The sequence below is a fragment of the Anaerolineae bacterium genome (genome assembly GCA_016931895.1).
Lineage (GTDB): Bacteria > Chloroflexota > Anaerolineae > 4572-78 > J111 > JAFGNV01.
This window is the reverse complement of record JAFGDY010000091.1, coordinates 34,390-50,423: the sequence shown is the minus strand read 5'-3', so window position 1 is coordinate 50,423 and position 16,034 is coordinate 34,390. Positions and strand designations below refer to the sequence as shown.

The window sequence follows — 16,034 nt, the reverse complement described above, 5'->3', positions numbered from 1 at the left end:
TGCGGAGCGGGCAAGACGGGCAAATTGTGCGTTTGCATGGTAACCTGGAAAAACTGCCGCCGGAGTTTGTTGAGAAGATCAGTAAGATTGGAATGGCGCTGGTCACCACTACAATTCACGACGATTATTTTATGTTCATCAAGCTCAATTTCACTATGCCGGTCAGCCCTACCAATAGAGATGAGGTGGTCAGAGCGGAATTGGAATTGAGAAGGCGTCAGGCCAAAGCCATAGACCTGATCAAAACATCCATTCCCGGCTGTGAAAAAGCCTTCATTGCCAGAACCAGCCCCTCGTTGTGCATCAGGCGCGGCAGGCTGATTGCGTGCGATTATGACATCACCTTGAGCGACGTGCTTGAGGGTAGACATTTTGACGACGAAATTATGGTTTACGGCTTTCACGACTCCGCCCCTCGCTTGCAGATTAAAAACGGCGGCACGTACGGCATCCCATATAGAGCGTTGTTGGTCAGAGGCATAGATAACCTGTTGGTGGCCGGGATGATGATTACGTCGGACCATGAGGCCCACATGTCTACCCGGAATACGGTGAGTTGTATGGGCCAGGGCCAGGCGACCGGGACGGCCGCAGCCTTGAGCGCAGCGCAAGGTATAACCCCGCGAGACCTGGATGTGCAGGTTTTGCGCCAAACCCTGCTCAGAGATGGCGTATATCTGGGGAAATGATAATGGCCTAATCCTAACCGTCCAGCACGGCGCGCACTTTGCGGGCCAGGTCCAGCGGGCTGAACGGTTTAGGGAGCAGTTCAACATCGGGGTCCAGAATGCCGTGTTGGGAAATAACGTGGCCGGGATAGCCGGACATAAAAAGCGTTTTCAGATTGGGGTGGGTTTGGGCTAACGCTTCGGCTAGGGCTTTGCCGCTCATTGTAGGCATGATAACGTCGGTCAGCAGGAGGTGAATGGGGGCGGCATGGCTAACTGCCAAATCCAATGCTTCTGAGCCGTGTTTCGCTTCTAGCAGGGTGTAGCCGCATTCCTGGAGCACGCGCTGCGCCAGCAAGCGCACCACGGGGTCATCTTCAACCAACAGGATTGTTTCGTCCCCTCGGGGTATTTCCTCCGCAATATCCGGCCTGAAAGATAGCGGCCTGGTTTCGGCGACGCGCGGTAGGTAGATCTTAAAAGTAGCGCCCAGCCCTTCCTCGCTATACACCCAAATATCCCCTCCGCTTTGTTTGACAATGCCATAGACCATGGCTAAGCCCAGGCCGGTCCCCTGGCCGACCTCTTTGGTGGTAAAAAACGGTTCAAAAATGCGTTCTTTAACCTCTGCGCTCATGCCCATCCCCGTATCGCTAACGGTCAGCAGCACGTAATCGCCTGGCGGCGGCCCCTGGTGATTGGCAATAAACGCCTCGTTCAGCGTGGTATTGGCCGTTTCAATGATCAACTGCCCCCCTTGAGGCATAGCGTCGCGGGCATTGACAACCAGATTGACGATGACCTGTTCAATTTGGGTAGGGTCTACTTCAATTGGCCACAGATCCGACGCCAAAATTGTGTTTATTTGAATATCTTCCCCAATGATGCGACGCAGCATCTTCTCCAGATCAAGCACAATGTTATTGAGATTAACTACCTGCGGCTCAACAAGTTGCTTGCGGCTAAAAATCAGCAGTTGCCGAACCAGGTCGGCGGCGCGGCGGCCGGAGCTTAATATCTTTTCGGCCAATTCATGGAGGGGGTCATCCGGCGATAGTTCAGATTTCAGTAAAGCCGCAAAGCCGTTGATAGCGGTCAGCAGGTTATTGAAATCATGGGCAATTCCCCCGGCCAGTTGGCCAACAGCCACCAGCCGATCCTGACGCCGCATCTGTTCTTCGGCCTGTTTGCGGTCGGTGATGTCAACCGATGTGCCTTGAATAATAGAGGAGGCCGGGTCTATCCCCTTGATCAAGTTTACATTCTCCAGAATCCAAACCGGCGTGCCGTCTTTGCGTCGCAGATACGTTTCAAAGCTGGTTAGCGTGCCTTGCTCCTGTAGCCGGGCAATAAATTTGTTCCGGTCGGCAGAGTCGAAATAGAATTTTGTAGCCTGGCACTCAATCAACTCTTGCGGCGAGTCATAGCCCAAAATCTGGGCAAAGGCCTGGTTACATTCCAAAATACGCCCGGCCAGGGTGGTGCGATAGACCCCGGCCAGGTTTTGCTCAAACAGCATCCGGTAGCCTGCCTCGCTCTGGCGTAAGGCATCTTCTGTTTGTTTGCGTTTGATGGCGGCGGTCAATTGTCCAGAGATAGCTTCCAGCCGGCGCATATCTATTTCCGCCAGAGGTTCTTGGCTGGAAATATCCAGCAGGCCAATGACTTCGCCTTCAGAAACCAGGGGCATATTGATAACCCCATGTACATTCAGGGTTTTTTGAATTTGGGGAATCAGCTTGCGGAGCGCGCGGCGCAATTGCCGATTGGGAAGATGGACGGTATAGGTGAATTCTTCAATTAAGGCCCGGATTTCGGCCGGATCATTGACGAGCCGCGGCTTGCCATTTTGGAGCAAGGCCCTGTAAGGACCGTTAGGTCTCAGAGGGATTTTGATGGGTGGGATCTGGATGTGGATGAGTTGCTCAATACGCTTGAGCACAGCGGGCGAAGGGGAAAGGGTTTGCATGACCAAATATTTTTTGTCTTCGCTGAGCAGATACACGGAGGCTTCGTAGCCGGAGAAAAGCTCTTTGGTGGCGTTAGACAGGAGGAGAATAACGTCTGACAGGCTGTCGCCGCGATTGATGGCTTCGTTGAGCGCATTGATCAGGGCCAGGTCTGCCGTGCGCTGTTGCGCTTCTTGCTCGGCCTGTCGCCGTTCGGCGATTTCGCGTTCCAGGGCTTCATTGGCCGCTGTCAGGGCGGCGGTGCGTTCGACCACCCGAGCCTCTAACTCCGCGTGCGATTGGTGCAGTTTAGCCTCCGATTGCTGGAGAGCGGCAAATAAACGCGCATTGGTTAAGGCAATGGCCAGGTGATTGGCAAACACCTCCATCGCCGGGATGTCGTTTGGGGTGAGGCCGGGGCCGGCTACAAACATAACGCCCAGAAAACAACCCCCCGCTATCAGCGGCACGTAGAGGCAGGGAAACGAACCAAAGACCTTGAGCAAGCGTTCTATCATGGCGGGGGGTATTTCAACCGGGAACATTTGCAATAGGGCCTCTTTACTGTCCGGCGAAAAAATTGGCTCGCCTGTTTGCGTTATCTGTTGGTAGACCTCTATTTCGGCAACGTTGTAGACATATCCTTCGGCCTTTAAGCCCGCCATTTTTTCAAATTTGACCACCCACTCCATTTGACCCGGATAAACAATGGCGTGCAAGGCCATCTGTTTCCCCGTCTCATCAAACAGGCCGAGGCTGCCGTTCAAGCCAAGCCGGGCAATCTGCTCTTTGAAAGCGTCAAAAACTTCGGCTTCGGAATGGGCCGAGCGTTGTAACGAAGCTGCGGCAGCATTAAGGGCGTGCAGTAGTTCCGCCTCCCGGCCTTGTCTGGACCAATCAATCCCTGGCTGTGTTGTTTTTTGTCCCATGCTGTCCCTCATGGCGGCGCTTTGTGGATTATTGGCTTATGCTCAAAGTTACCTTAATTCCGTCGCCATCATCGGCGGGCGTAATAATGATGGTCAGCAACCGGCCTTCGCTGCTGAAAAGTAGGCGTGCTTTTTCATTGAAGATGGCGGCGTCTTTTTCGGCCCATTCCAGTGTAGCCAGGGTATCTTGATAAAAGATCGTCGCGCTGATGGCGCTGATGGCGCTGGTGTATTCAATGAGAGTTGGAAAAACTGAAATCGGTTTGGCGTCGGGCAGTTGGGGCAGGTTGCTCAAGATGTTGTTGGTGGCAATGTTTGTTGGCGGCGTAATGGCGGTATCGGCGTTTATGTTAGTTAGCGTATAGTATAACCTGAGTTGCCCCTGGTCAAAAATATGGGCCTGCGGGTTGGGCACAATCACCCGCAGGCTGGCGGAGATGACATATTGGGCCACGTAGTCTCCGGCAATCCATACTTCGCCCTGGGCCTGGTGAAAAATTACGTTGGGGTCATGCAGATCGTTTTCACTGAAACGGTAATGCTGCACGCTGAGGCCGTGCAAGGTTTCCGTAAGGGGAGGGCTGGAAACCAGCCGGGGCAGGATGATGAGTTGTTCCGGCGTGGGAAAGCCAAACTGCACAGGGTGGCTGTTTTCATCGGCAAAGTGGGACCAAATATTATCGCCTGCCTTTTTAAGATACACCTGGCCGTTTAGTTGATAAAACTCTGACACCCCAACCGGCAAATTTGATTTAGGAAGTTGGCCCTCCAGCTTGAGATAAAGATGCCGGGCGGGCGGCGATTGGGTCACTTCGGTTAAGGACTCGATGCGCCCGGCTACCGGTTGGCCGTTGTAACCGCCGGTGAAATCTACGGTTAAATTGGCCCGGTAACTTTTTAATTCAGCCAGGCCGTTATTGATCGAAGTGGGGCCAGGGCTGAATTGGGCCGGGGTAGGGGTGGGCGCAGGAGAGGTATCGCCTATGGGCCAGAAATGGGGGGGGCGGTTCAGGCCACAAGCAAGAATGATAACGATGGTGAGAAGTAATGCGAATAAACGGATGAGCCGGGCCATTTTTTCCTTTCCGGGTTACTGCCAGTCCCCCTGGCCTTCTTTTGTTTGTAAACCGATGCGACTCACCGCAATCTGGCTGCCGGGATCATCGGCCTTAAAGGTTAGGGCAACCACATCTCCGGCCAACGGCGGTAAATCCACCGCCCAGGTGGAATAAGTTTGGGTTACGGTAAATTGGCCTGCCGGTTCCGCCTCAACAAAGAGGATTAATTTTTGCGTTATAGGGGCGGCGGCAGTTATTGCCAGAATAAACGTTTGTTGTTGGGGATGATGCAGAAATAGCTGGGGCGGGCTTTCCGGCCTTGTTGAGAGAACCCGGAACGGGCCGGCTTCGTTTTTTTGGGGTTCGCTCCAGCCGGTGCCCAGGGTGAGATAGGGTTGGCAGCCGGTTTTTGGGGGAGCCTGGTACACCTTCAGGCGGTCGTCGGCATAAACCGGCGCAACGCCGGGCAAAGCTACCGCCACCCATTGCTCCGTGCCGTTCCGTTCGGGGCCGGGCGGCATTTGCCAATAATCAAGCACAATGTAACGCAGGTTATAGTCGGCAAAAATCGTTGGCGCAATCACCTCAAGCGGCTGGGTTATGATGTCCGGCCCTAAATAACGCCACTGCTGAAACACAGGCGTGCGCCGGGCCAAATCTAAGGGGTGGTCGCGGGAAGTGTAGGCCGTGAGCAGGCGTTTATGGTGCACCGTTTGGTGCAGCAACGGTGTTGGCCTGTCCCAATTCATAGGTAATTCGGCAATTACATAATCTTCTGTCTGCGTGGCCAGGTCAAAATACAATTGCGGCACCTCTATTTTTGAAACAGGATAGGGGGCAGGCAGAAATTCAACACAGATGAGCAGGATAGCCAGGGGCGTACTAAAACGTGAAACGAAAAGGGCAAAACGTGATTTGGCCGGCCGGTTTGACAGGTGGGCCAGGGCCAGAGCCACCAGCACGCCCAGCCCCAGCATCACCATTAAATCGTAGCGGCTGAGAGAACGGGTGAGGCCAATAAAGGGAATGGTTTTGTAAAGCAGAAGGTAGGGCATGGGCAGGGGCCAATGGCCAACGGACACAACTTTGCCCATAAGGTGCAGGTATGGCCCCAGGGCCAGGATAAAAAATGTGGCAGACACCAGCAGCCAAAATTTAACAATATGGCTGACCCACCGGCGAATGATAATGAACAGGCCCAAGGCCAGGGGAACAAACCCGGCAAAAATGAGTCGCTCCGAGGTAGTGCTACTGAAATTGTGGGCTATGCCGGCAGCCCACCGGCCCCACAGGGGGTGCATTTCTGAAGGTAAAACAAAGGCCAGCAGGTCGGCGGAAAGGGTAATATTTTGGGCCAGGCCGGTTTCCAAATCGGGCCGGACGTTGGCTTCCTGGATCATCGGGATGAGCAGGGGGGAAAGAACAAGGGCAAAGCCAAAGCCGATGAGCAGGACAATCCAGAGGGGGTGGAAAAGCAAAGCCGATGGCGCATAACCTAAATCCTTTGTTTGGTTTTGAGCCGGCTCTTTGGTATTTTTGTTCCTCAGCGCCGGTAAACGCCGTCCCCACAACCACAGGAGAACCAGCCCGGTAAAAATGAGCAGGTACAAAGTATGGTACCAATCAACCAGGGTGGCGAGGACGAGAAAGAGCGTGGTGAGGGCCACGTCGCGCGGCGCATAACGGGGCGGCGGTGAAGCGGCCCACGGTTTCAGCGTGCGCAGGAGCCACAAAACGTAAAAGGGGGGCCAGACCATGCTGAACACTTGCATGTGCCCCAGCAGGTGGGCCAGGTGAAAGGGCGACATGGTAAACACCAGCCCTCCTCCAAACGCCGCCGGGCGCAGCCCTTTAGGCCCGGGCGGTCGCCATTGACTCAGCGTATGCAGCGAGAGCAGATAGCCGCCATAGCCCGCAAACACAAAACTAAAAAAAACAATACTGTTGTAGGCCACAGCCAGGCCAATGTTCAATTGCAGGGGTAATGTCCACCCAAAATTGAAGATGTTGAGGGTGTGAAAAAGCAGGTTGGTGCCGGCCGGGGGGTAGAGATAATCCGTAAAGTATGGACTTTGGCCCAATACCAGCGCGGCCTCTTTGCTCCACCATAAATTCCAATAGTTTTGCCAGCCGTCAAAGCCGTCGCCAGGGATACCGTCGGTCAGGTGCAGAACGGTGGGCCAGGTCATTAATACGGTGAGCAGAAAATAAGCGGCCAAAACGAGGAGATGGGAAGTGGAAGATTTGAGTTTGGAAGTGATTGGCGATTTTGTCATATTGATTTCCTTGCGTATCTCAAACAATTCTGGCCTGCTGCCTGCATTTTGTCAAAAATGGCTGCCCCAGACCAAAATCTTCAAAGCCTGGGATAGCTCGTAAATGATTGACTTATCTCATCTACCTGAGTAAACTTGTCTCAGAACTTAATTTTAAGGGAAGTTTATGTTTGGTTTAAATATTGATCCCAGAAATGCCAAGGGCAATCCCACCCCCACCGAACTGCGCGAACTGGGGGTGGAAATGGTCCGTTTTACCTATGCCGATCCCGGCAGCGGGGACCGGCTTGATCCGGCCCAGCTTCAATTCTACCGGGAAAGAGTGCGGGCCTATCGGCAAGCCGGTATTGAGTCTTTGCTTATTTTAAACTATGAAACCTATCCCCACAAGCCCGACCCCAACGCGGGAGAGGGGGAATGGGATGCTTATATTGACCGGCTGGCCCGTCGTTGCGGGCAGATTGCCGGGGAGTTTCTGGCCTGGCAACCGGCCTTTCAAATCTGGAACGAGCCGGACCATCCGGTTCACCCCGGTTACGCTCCCACCATCCGCGAGGCGGTATTTGGCCGAATGTTGCGCCAGGCCAACCAGGCCATCAAGGCTGTTAATGGCAATCTGTTTGTGGTGGCCGGGGGATTGGCCAAGGGCGATCCCGGTTGGCTGGAGCGCGTGGTCCAGGCGGTGGGGGGCAACTTGCCCGTTGACGCCATTGCCGTTCATCCTTATGGCCAGCGTCCGGCCCGCGATTGGCCCAGGCCGGATTGGTTTTTTGGGTATGTAGGGGATTTGCTGAACAAATATTACCAGGTGGGCGGCCAGCGGCCCATCTGGATCACCGAAATGGGGGTCAAAGAAGAAGACCTGGGTCACAACCGGGATTTGGTGGCCGAGTTTCTGCGTCGTTATTATCGCCTTATCACCACCTACTATAGTAACAAGGTGCAGCAATTGATCTGGTTTTGTTATAGCGATGGGATGGTGGCGCCTTTTGGCTTGCTTGACAGCGCGGGCACGCGCAAGCCGGCCTATCAAGCCTACCGTGAGGTTGCCCCCAAACGGTTACAACCGGTTACACCTTCATTGCCGGTCGGCCCGCCGGTTATTACCCCCCCCGTTACGCCTTCGCCGCTGCCTCCCCCGCCGCCTCCTATTTTTCCGGGTTCGCTGGTCAGCCCTGCCGGGGGCGCTCCGCCCGCGATTAGCGAGGAGGCGTTAGGACAACTCATACAGCAAGCTGCGGTGTGGCAAGCGCAAGCGCAGCAGTTACAAAATCAAGTAGCTCAATTCCAGAGCCAATTGCAGCAGTTGCTCAATCAGCAATTACAGAATCAGCCAGGGCTGCGGCCACCAGAAACCGGAGAACCGTCTGTTCCCCCTCCGCCGGGCCTGGGTATGCCCCCCATCCAAAATATCACCAACCAACTCAAACGCGACCCTAACCGGCAATTTCCTGCCCGTCCTTTAAGCCAAATCCGGCGGATTATTATTCATCACACTGCCATTGCCCCCACAATTGGGGCCGAGCGTATTGCCGAACACCGGGTAGATAAGCAGGGCTGGCCGGGTATTGGCTACCATTATTTTATCACGCCCAATGGCCTGATTCAGCAAACCAACGAATTGACCACGCAGGCCAAACATGCCGGCGCTTACGACCCTGTGGCCATCGGCATCTGTTTTGCCGGAGATTTTACCGAGGCCACACCCTCGCCGGCCCAGATTGAGGCCGGGGCGCAGTTGATTGCCTGGCTCATGGTTCAATTTGGTTTGGCCATGGCCGCTGTGAACGGTTACAAAGAATTGGCCAACACCCAAAGTCCCGGTTTGCAGTGGGATAGCGGGGCCAGGTGGGGAGATCGGCTTAAGGCGCGAGTTCAAGGATATGTAGAAAGCAGAAATTAGCCTCAAAAATCTGATTTAAGAGTGTTAAAAATATTAAAACACTAAACTTGTCAAAATTAAGATTTTAGGGTACGATGGAGTTAACATAAGGTAGCAAAGGGTGTTTGCCAGGCGTGATTTGTTAATGAAGACAGAAATAATCGCCGTTAGAATCCACACTTGTACTATCATCCCTCAAGAAAGGAGATGAGATATGGCTTATACTTACACAAATTCCAAAGGGCAAAGCTACATCCTGCACTCTAAAGAGATGACGCTCAAGAACGGCAATCCGCAAACTATCTACTTTTTTGCCAAAAATAAGCGAGAGTCCGCTCTGGAGACAGTGCCCACGGGATATCAGGTTTCCGAAAGCAAGAACGGCCTGCCTGTCCTCAAGCGCGTTAAGTAAGGGGTTGTCTTAAAACAGTTCAGTTCCCCGGCTTTGTCTGTAAATGGTAAGCGTAAAGCGCAAGCTTCTTGCGCCCGGACAAAGCCCGGATTGACGAGGGCGCAGTTAGGGGATGCAACCTCGCCATCGGTTGTAAGTTGCAATTGGGCAACGAGGCGTACATGTAAGGAATAGTCGGTGTGGAGATCACCCTCTGCCTTTTCTCCGCAAGGAGTCAAAAAGGTCTTCCGCAAGATAGGGAAGACCTTTTTGACTGGATAGACCATTAGGGTTTCTAAAAAGCCTGATGGTTTTTTAGTGATATGGCGGCAGCCAATCACCGTGAGCCTCAATCAGTTCGTCTACCAGATTCCAGATTTGTTCCAGGTCGAGTTCGGCTCCGGTGTGTGGGTCGAGCATGGCGGCGTGGTAAATATGTTCCCGTTTTTGGGTGAGCGCGGCTTCCACCGTGAGCGCCTGCACGTTGATATTGGTTTGCATCAAGGCGGCCAGGTGGGGCGGCAGGGCGCCAATTTTGACCGGCTGGATGCCGTTTTTGTTTACCAGGCAGGGCACTTCTACGCAACAGCCTTGGGGCAGGTTGTCAATCAGGCCGGTGTTGGGCACGTTGCCATAAACCACGCGCGGTTGGCCGGTTTCAAGGCTGTGAATGATGCCCGAGCCGTACTCGTGGCTGCGGGTGATTTGGTCCATCTCCTTAAATGCGCCGACCGTCCACTCGATGGCCCCTGGCATGACGGTGATTCCTTCTAGGCGGCGGCGAAGTTCCGCTTCCGAATAAGCGCCGGGGTTGCCCTGGATTTCCTGAGCATAATCCCAGGCCTTTATCTGTATTTCGCAGCGGCCCAGGTATTCATCCAGGGGAATGTTGAACTTTTCAATCAGGTCAGGCCGATCTCGTTTGATGAACCAGGGCGTGTATTCGCTGAAGTGCTCGCTGGATTCGGTGACAAAGTAGCCCAGCCGCTTGAACATCTCGTAGCGAACACGGTTGTAATCCGGCACGCGACCTTCATCGGCCACCTTCTGAACCAGGGGGTACAGGTTCTCGCCGTTACGCTCAAATTTCAGGTAAAAGGCCATGTGGTTGATGCCCGCGCAAAGGTAATTGATCTCTTCAATGGGCACACCAATATCATGGGATAATTCCCAGGCCGTGCCTTGCACGCTGTGGCATAGGCCCACGGTTTTAATCTTGCTGACCCGGCTGACGGCCCAGCAGAGCATGGCCATCGGGTTGACGTAATTCAAAAAAGTTACGTCCGGGCAGAGTTCTTCCATATCCCGGCACATGTCCAGCAGAACAGGGATGGTGCGCAGTCCGCGCATAATCCCGCCGATGCCCAGGGTATCGGCAATGGTCTGGCGCAGGCCATATTTTTTGGGGATTTCAAAGTCAATTACGGTGCCGGGTTTGTAGCCCGCTATCTGGAACATACTAATCGCGTAATCGGCGCCATCAAGTGCGGCGCGCCGGTCGGTGGTCACTTGAAAAGTAGGATTGACCTGGAGCTTGTCGGCAATCCAGTGCGCCACCCCCTCAGATTCCCGCAAGCGTTTCTCATTAATATCGTGCAGGCTGATGGTGGCGTTAGCCAATTCCGGGTAACTGAGAATATCGCCCATCAGGTTTTTGGCAAATACGGTGCTGCCGGCACCGATAAAGGTGATTTTGGGCATGGGGTTTATCTCCTCAAGTCATGAATAGGGGTAAGGGATAGGAATTAGGCGGCATGTATCCCTTTCTGATGCCTACTTATTGGCCGTAAATGTTGGTGTAGCGATAATGCAATTTTTTTACATCTTCCGGGTCAATCTCATCCGGCTGGCCGATTTGCAGGGCCAGCCACACCGTTTTGGCTACGTCTTCCACCATCACCGCTGCTTTGGTGGCCTTTTCTACGGTTTCGCCGATGGTGAAGACGCCGTGATTTTTCAGCAAGACGGCCGGCGAACGGCCAATTGATTCCACTACTACTTTGCCAATGTCTTCGCTGCCGATGAGGGCAAAACCGCCGCAGGGAATAGTCCCGCCAAATTCGTCGCCATGGGCGGTCAGGTAAACCGGAATGGGTTTGTTGACCGCGGCAAAGGCCGTGGCGTAAGGCGAATGGGTATGCACCACCCCGTTCACGTCGGGCCGGTGGCGGTAGATGTAAAGATGGCTGGCTGTATCGGATGAATATTTGAGCCGGCCTTCAATCACTTGACCCTGCAAATCCACAATAACCATGTGTTCCGGTTTCAGGGCCTCGTAGCGCACCCCCGAGGGTTTGATGACCACGTAACCTGTTTCCGGGTCGCGGGCGCTGATGTTGCCGCCGGTCCATTTGACCAAATCATTTTTGGGCAGCTCCATGTGCAGCTCCCATACCTCTTGTCGTAAAGCTTCAAGCATGGCGGGTTGGTCTCCTTAGCCTCAAAAAATTGCTATTTATTGCGGACTTCTGCTTTCAAAGCCTTGAGCCGTTTCATTACGTCGTTGGCTCCCCGGCCAAAATAATCGTGCAGCGTAACGTACTCGGCAAAGAGTTTGTCGTAGACTGCCTTGTTTGCGGGAATGGGTTCGTATTTGTCGTCGCGCAGCCAAGCCATTTTCTGGCTGGCTTCAACAATGGTATCGTAGCCCCCGGCTGCTTTGCCCGCTGCCACTGCTCCGTGCATGGCCGAACCAAGCGCGCCGCCCTGGCTGGTTCCGGCCACGCGAATGGGCCGGCCGGTCACGTCGGCATAAATCTGCATCAATAGCTTGTTCCGGTCGGGCAGGCCGCCCGTGGCCACAATCTCGTTGACCGGCACGTCGTTATTGGCAAAGGTTTCAATAATGATGCGGGTGCCGTAGGCCGTGGCTTCAATCAGGGCGCGATAGATTTCTTCCGGTTTGGTGGCCAGGGTTGCGCCCAGCAGCATGCCGGTCAGATCAACGTCTACCAATACGCTGCGGTTGCCGTTCCACCAATCCAGAGCCAGCAGGCCGCTTTCGCCCGGTTTCAGTTGGCCCGCTTTTTCTTCCAGCAATTCATGGACGGAAAGGCCGCGTTTTTTGGCTTCCGCTTCATAGGCCGCCGGCACGCAATTTTCCGTAAACCAGGCAAAGTGGTCGCCCACGCACGATTGGCCGGCTTCGTAGCCGTAAAATCCGGGAATGATGCCGTCTTCCACATAGCCGCACATGCCGGGCACGATGCGCTCTTCCGTGCCCAAAACCATGTGGCAGTTGGACGTGCCCATAATGATGACCATCCGGCCCGCTTCGGTCACGGTAGAAGCCGGCACGGCCACATGCGCGTCAACATTGGCCACGGCCACGGCAGTGCCGGGCTTAAGGCCGGTCCACTGCGCGGCTTCTGCGGTGAGGCCGCCTGCTTTGCCGCCCAACGGGGCAATATCGTGGCTCATTTTTTCATCAATAATGTTTTCCATACGTGGGTCGAGCGCCTTAAAAAATTCCTTGTCCGGGAAGCCCTCTTTTTTGGACCAGATGGCCTTGTACCCGGCGGTACAGGAGTTGCGCGTTTCGTTACCCGTAAGCTGCCAGACCACCCAATCTGCGCCTTCAATAAGCCGGTCGGCAGCCGCGTATACTTCCGGCGCTTCGTCCAGAATTTGCCATGCTTTGGGAAAGAACCATTCGGAGCTGATTTTGCCGCCGTAGCGGTCGAGCCATTTTTGTCCCATCTGGCGGGCAATCTCGTTAAGTTTGTTGGCCTCCGGCTGGGCGGCGTGGTGCTTCCACAGCTTTACCCAGGCATGGGGATTGTCGCGCCATTCCGGCAAAAAACGCAGAGGCGTGCCGTCGGCTTTGGTGGGCAGCATGGTGCAGGCTGTAAAGTCAATGCCCAGGCCAATTACATCGGCGGGGTCCACGCCGCTCTCTTTAAGTATCGCCGGGATGGCGTGTTTAAACACTTCCAGATAATCGTTGGGGTCTTGCAGCGCCCAGTCGTGTTCCAGGCGGATACCGCTGCCCGGTAGTTTTTCGTCAATTACGCCGTTGGCGTAGATATGAACATAAGCCGCAAGTTCCTGGCCGTTTGCCACATCCACTATCACGCCCCGGCCGGATTCGGTGCCAAAATCCACACCAATGGCGTATTTGCTGTTACTCATATTGACCTCCTCAAATTATACTGAGATTAGTTTGAAACCGTTACTTTCAGTAACAATGGGGGATATGTCATTCGATGCCGCTACGCTTACAGGAGAAATCTCCTCAAAACCGTATCTCTAGAAGGAGATTTCTCGGCCTATGGCCTCGAAATGACATTCAGCTTGTCGCTCAACAGAAGTATCGGCCTCATTCTGTTTTTATAGTATCAAGTGTCACGTATCATGTGGCGATTTTATTGATGATAGTACACATCCCAACCCAGGTATTTGCCCAGGGCTTCGTTGACGGCGGCCGCGGTTTGGGACAGATTGATGGCGGTGTGGTGTTCGTAGCCATTTTCACAGATGTAGGCCAGTAATTTTTGCAGGTTGGGCACCTTTACCACGCCGTAACCGCCAAAGGTTTTGAGCGGGTCGGTAGTCAGTTCGCCTTCGCCCACGTAGGCCAGGATTTTACCATTGAAGTCGTCGGTGGATACGCGGCAGTAAGTGAACGGCTTGGCTCGCACGCGACCCACCAAGGTGCCATAGGTGTTCTCTTTGCCCACCGTACCGGCAATAATCTCTTGATAATCCATCACCGGGATGTCATCGGGCGAGATGAGACCAGGGTCGTCTTTATCGGTGAAGACGCCTTTGGGTAGGTTAGAGCAGTGAAAGACAACGGCTTTGTTTGGGTCGTCGCCGTAGTTATTGTTCCAGTCCACAATGGCGCTGGGTTTCTGCGAGGCCAGGGCCATAACGTACATGCCCATCACTCCGGCGATGTCTGTTTCGCAGGCCGAAGGCATCAGCGTGTTGCTCATCATGCTCATCAGGGCACAAGGCACCACGCCGTAAAACTCCTGCATAGCGGTCCAGCATTGAATGGCCGTGGCTTGCAAGTTGTTTTCGGCCATCCAGTTGTCAATGACCACGCCCAATTTAGCCATTTTTTCCAGGGCCTCGGCGGGGATGCCTTTGGTGGGCACGTAATCTTTGATTTGCTCAATTTTGGCCTTGAGCTTGGCGTCGCCAGAGGCAATGCGGCCGGCCAGGCCAAAAAGTTCTGATAGGTCCAGGGTATCCACCGAGATACCGGAGCGGTCTAGCAATTTTTCGCTGAAGCGCACAGTCTTAAAGGCAGCCGGTCGCGCCCCAATCATGCCAAAGCGCGCCCCCCGGAGACCGCCGACCACCCGGCAGGTGGCGGCAAAACGGCGCAGGTCGGCCCGGAAGCTATCGCTTTCGGGGTCAACGGTGTGCAGGCTGGTGAGCGAATATTTAATGCCGTATTGGTAGAGGTTGTTGCAGGCCGACATTTTGCCGCAGAAAGAATCGCGGCGGTCGGCGATGGTCATTTTGGCAGCGTCATCGGGAAACGCCTGGATCAGCACCGGCACGTTTAGTCCGGCAAAGCGCAGGGTATTGGCAATGCCGCGCTCGTCGCCAAAGTTGGGCAGCGTAACCAAGATGCCGTCAATCTCATCCCGGTGTTTTTTGAAGAGGTCGGCGCACTTTTGGGCCTCGCTCAAACTCTCCACACTGCCGTAAGGGGTGTCATCGGGCGAAAGCGCGATGGCTTTGATGCCCTCTTCCTGCAACACTTTCAGGATGATTTCCCGGCCAGTGCTGCACAGATGGCTGGGGAAAAATCCACGGTTGCCAACAATAACGCCTAATGTTACTTGTTTCATGTTTAAGTCTCCTTTGCACTTAATTTAAATTGGGTTTTTGAGGGAACTTTCTCTAACAATTAATTGCGGTTTGAGCCAAACCGTTTCCGGCTGGTAAACACCTTCAGCAGACTCCCGGCTGGCTTCAATCATGCCGATGATTTCTTGGACAGCCGTGCTGCCTAACTCGTGCAGATTGTGTTGGATGGTAGTCAGGGGGGGATAGAAGTAAGCCGATTCGGGAATATTGTCAAAACCAACCACGGCCAGGTCCTGGGGCACCCGCAGCCCCCGGCAGTGGGCCACCTGCAAAACGGTCAAGGCCATTTGGTCGTTGGCCGCAAATACGGCATCCATTTCTGGATATTGGGCTAATAGTTGGGCGATGGGCGTGACCGCACTTTGGGAAGACCAATCGCCTTCAAGCCGGTGATTTTTTTCTACCTGCCGGCCGGCATCGGCCAATGCATCATGCCAACCGGCCTGGCGCTGTCGAGCCTCCCACCAGGTCAAGGGGCCGGCCAGGTGGCCAATGTGCTGGCAGCCTTGCTTAAGCAAGTGTTCTGTAACCAGCCACCCGCCCAGGTAGTTATCAACGGCCACAGTGGAGAGGGTGCTTTCTTGGTGCATAGTCAGAAAGATTATCGGGACCGGTAAACCGGGCAGGCGTTCATGCAGCCAGTCGCAATTGTTGCCTACTTCGGGCACAGCCCAGATGATGCCGTCCACCTGGCGGGCCAACAAATCGTTAAAAATGGGTTCAACATTGCCGGTATCAAAGCGGGGCAATTTTTTAAGCAGAAGGGAATAACCCTTTGCCTCGGCCTGGGTGGTGATGCCGTTGAGTGTTTGCGAGGGGCCAATGTAACGCAGCCCGGCGATGACCACGCCCAGGGTATAGCTTCTTTGTTGGATGAGGCTACGGGCCAGGGCGCTGGGTTGGTAACCCAGCCGATCAATGATGTCCAGGATTTGCTGCCGGGTTTGAGAAGCCACGTCGGGCCGATCATTGAGCACGCGGGAGACGGTTTGGGTGGATACGCCCGCCTCTTGCGCCACCTGTTTGATTGTGATTTTTCTGGGTCTTATAGCCAT

At 54.4% G+C, this 16,034-nt stretch carries 11 protein-coding genes; 3 read left to right on the top strand and 8 right to left on the bottom strand.

The window, feature by feature from the left end; translation table 11 throughout:
* A partial coding sequence (locus JW953_07285; protein MBN1992493.1) for an FAD-dependent oxidoreductase occupies nt 1-689 on the top strand: 689 nt, incomplete at its 5' end.
* Nucleotides 690-702: 13 nt separating this feature from the next.
* Here JW953_07285 and JW953_07280 read toward each other — a convergent pair.
* From JW953_07280 to JW953_07270, 3 genes are read right to left on the bottom strand one after another with little or no spacing between them, the layout of a single operon-like run.
* Nucleotides 703-3,546, bottom strand: coding sequence for a PAS domain S-box protein (locus JW953_07280; protein ID MBN1992492.1), 2,844 nt, complete (start codon nt 3,544-3,546; stop codon nt 703-705).
* Between the two features lie 28 nt (nt 3,547-3,574).
* Nucleotides 3,575-4,621 (bottom strand): hypothetical protein, encoded by a 1,047-nt coding sequence (locus tag JW953_07275; GenBank protein ID MBN1992491.1) that lies wholly within the window; start codon nt 4,619-4,621, stop codon nt 3,575-3,577.
* A gap of 15 nt (nt 4,622-4,636) precedes the next feature.
* Entirely contained in the window at nt 4,637-6,880 is a 2,244-nt protein-coding gene (locus JW953_07270; protein ID MBN1992490.1) for a hypothetical protein, read from the bottom strand.
* A 166-nt stretch (nt 6,881-7,046) separates the two neighbouring features.
* On the opposite strand from JW953_07270, the gene JW953_07265 reads away from it, so the two are divergent.
* Entirely contained in the window at nt 7,047-8,783 is a 1,737-nt protein-coding gene (locus JW953_07265) for an N-acetylmuramoyl-L-alanine amidase (protein ID MBN1992489.1), read from the top strand.
* A gap of 193 nt (nt 8,784-8,976) precedes the next feature.
* On the top strand, nt 8,977-9,174 hold the full coding sequence (locus JW953_07260; GenBank protein ID MBN1992488.1) for a hypothetical protein: 198 nt from the start codon (nt 8,977-8,979) through the stop codon (nt 9,172-9,174).
* 294 nt (nt 9,175-9,468) lie between these two features.
* Here JW953_07260 and JW953_07255 read toward each other — a convergent pair whose 3' ends face one another.
* The 5 genes from JW953_07255 to JW953_07235 all read right to left on the bottom strand — a co-directional run bounded on the left by JW953_07255 (nt 9,469) and on the right by JW953_07235 (nt 16,034).
* The gene (locus tag JW953_07255) at nt 9,469-10,863 is read right to left on the bottom strand and encodes an alpha-glucosidase/alpha-galactosidase (GenBank protein ID MBN1992487.1); all 1,395 of its coding nucleotides are present in this window, start codon (nt 10,861-10,863) and stop codon (nt 9,469-9,471) included.
* Between the two features lie 67 nt (nt 10,864-10,930).
* Nucleotides 10,931-11,572, bottom strand: a complete 642-nt coding sequence (locus JW953_07250) for an L-ribulose-5-phosphate 4-epimerase (protein ID MBN1992486.1) — start codon at nt 11,570-11,572, stop codon at nt 10,931-10,933.
* 32 nt (nt 11,573-11,604) lie between these two features.
* Entirely contained in the window at nt 11,605-13,284 is a 1,680-nt protein-coding gene (araB, locus tag JW953_07245) for a ribulokinase (GenBank protein ID MBN1992485.1), read from the bottom strand.
* A gap of 233 nt (nt 13,285-13,517) precedes the next feature.
* Nucleotides 13,518-14,960, bottom strand: coding sequence for an L-fucose/L-arabinose isomerase family protein (locus JW953_07240; protein MBN1992484.1), 1,443 nt, complete (start codon nt 14,958-14,960; stop codon nt 13,518-13,520).
* 24 nt (nt 14,961-14,984) lie between these two features.
* A complete protein-coding gene (locus tag JW953_07235) occupies nt 14,985-16,034 on the bottom strand; it encodes a LacI family DNA-binding transcriptional regulator (GenBank protein ID MBN1992483.1) in 1,050 nt (349 codons plus the stop codon).

What these genes read in the sequence shown, in the direction of transcription:
- JW953_07280 (MBN1992492.1), bottom strand. Translation starts at nt 3,546, where the DNA reads ATGGGACAAAAAACAACACAGCCAGGGATTGATTGGTCCAGACAAGGC.
- JW953_07275 (MBN1992491.1), bottom strand. Translation starts at nt 4,621, where the DNA reads ATGGCCCGGCTCATCCGTTTATTCGCATTACTTCTCACCATCGTTATC.
- JW953_07270 (MBN1992490.1), bottom strand. Translation starts at nt 6,880, where the DNA reads ATGACAAAATCGCCAATCACTTCCAAACTCAAATCTTCCACTTCCCAT.
- JW953_07265 (MBN1992489.1), top strand. Translation starts at nt 7,047, where the DNA reads ATGTTTGGTTTAAATATTGATCCCAGAAATGCCAAGGGCAATCCCACC.
- JW953_07260 (MBN1992488.1), top strand. Translation starts at nt 8,977, where the DNA reads ATGGCTTATACTTACACAAATTCCAAAGGGCAAAGCTACATCCTGCAC.
- JW953_07250 (MBN1992486.1), bottom strand. Translation starts at nt 11,572, where the DNA reads ATGCTTGAAGCTTTACGACAAGAGGTATGGGAGCTGCACATGGAGCTG.
- araB (MBN1992485.1), bottom strand. Translation starts at nt 13,284, where the DNA reads ATGAGTAACAGCAAATACGCCATTGGTGTGGATTTTGGCACCGAATCC.
- JW953_07240 (MBN1992484.1), bottom strand. Translation starts at nt 14,960, where the DNA reads ATGAAACAAGTAACATTAGGCGTTATTGTTGGCAACCGTGGATTTTTC.
- JW953_07235 (MBN1992483.1), bottom strand. Translation starts at nt 16,034, where the DNA reads ATGGCTATAAGACCCAGAAAAATCACAATCAAACAGGTGGCGCAAGAG.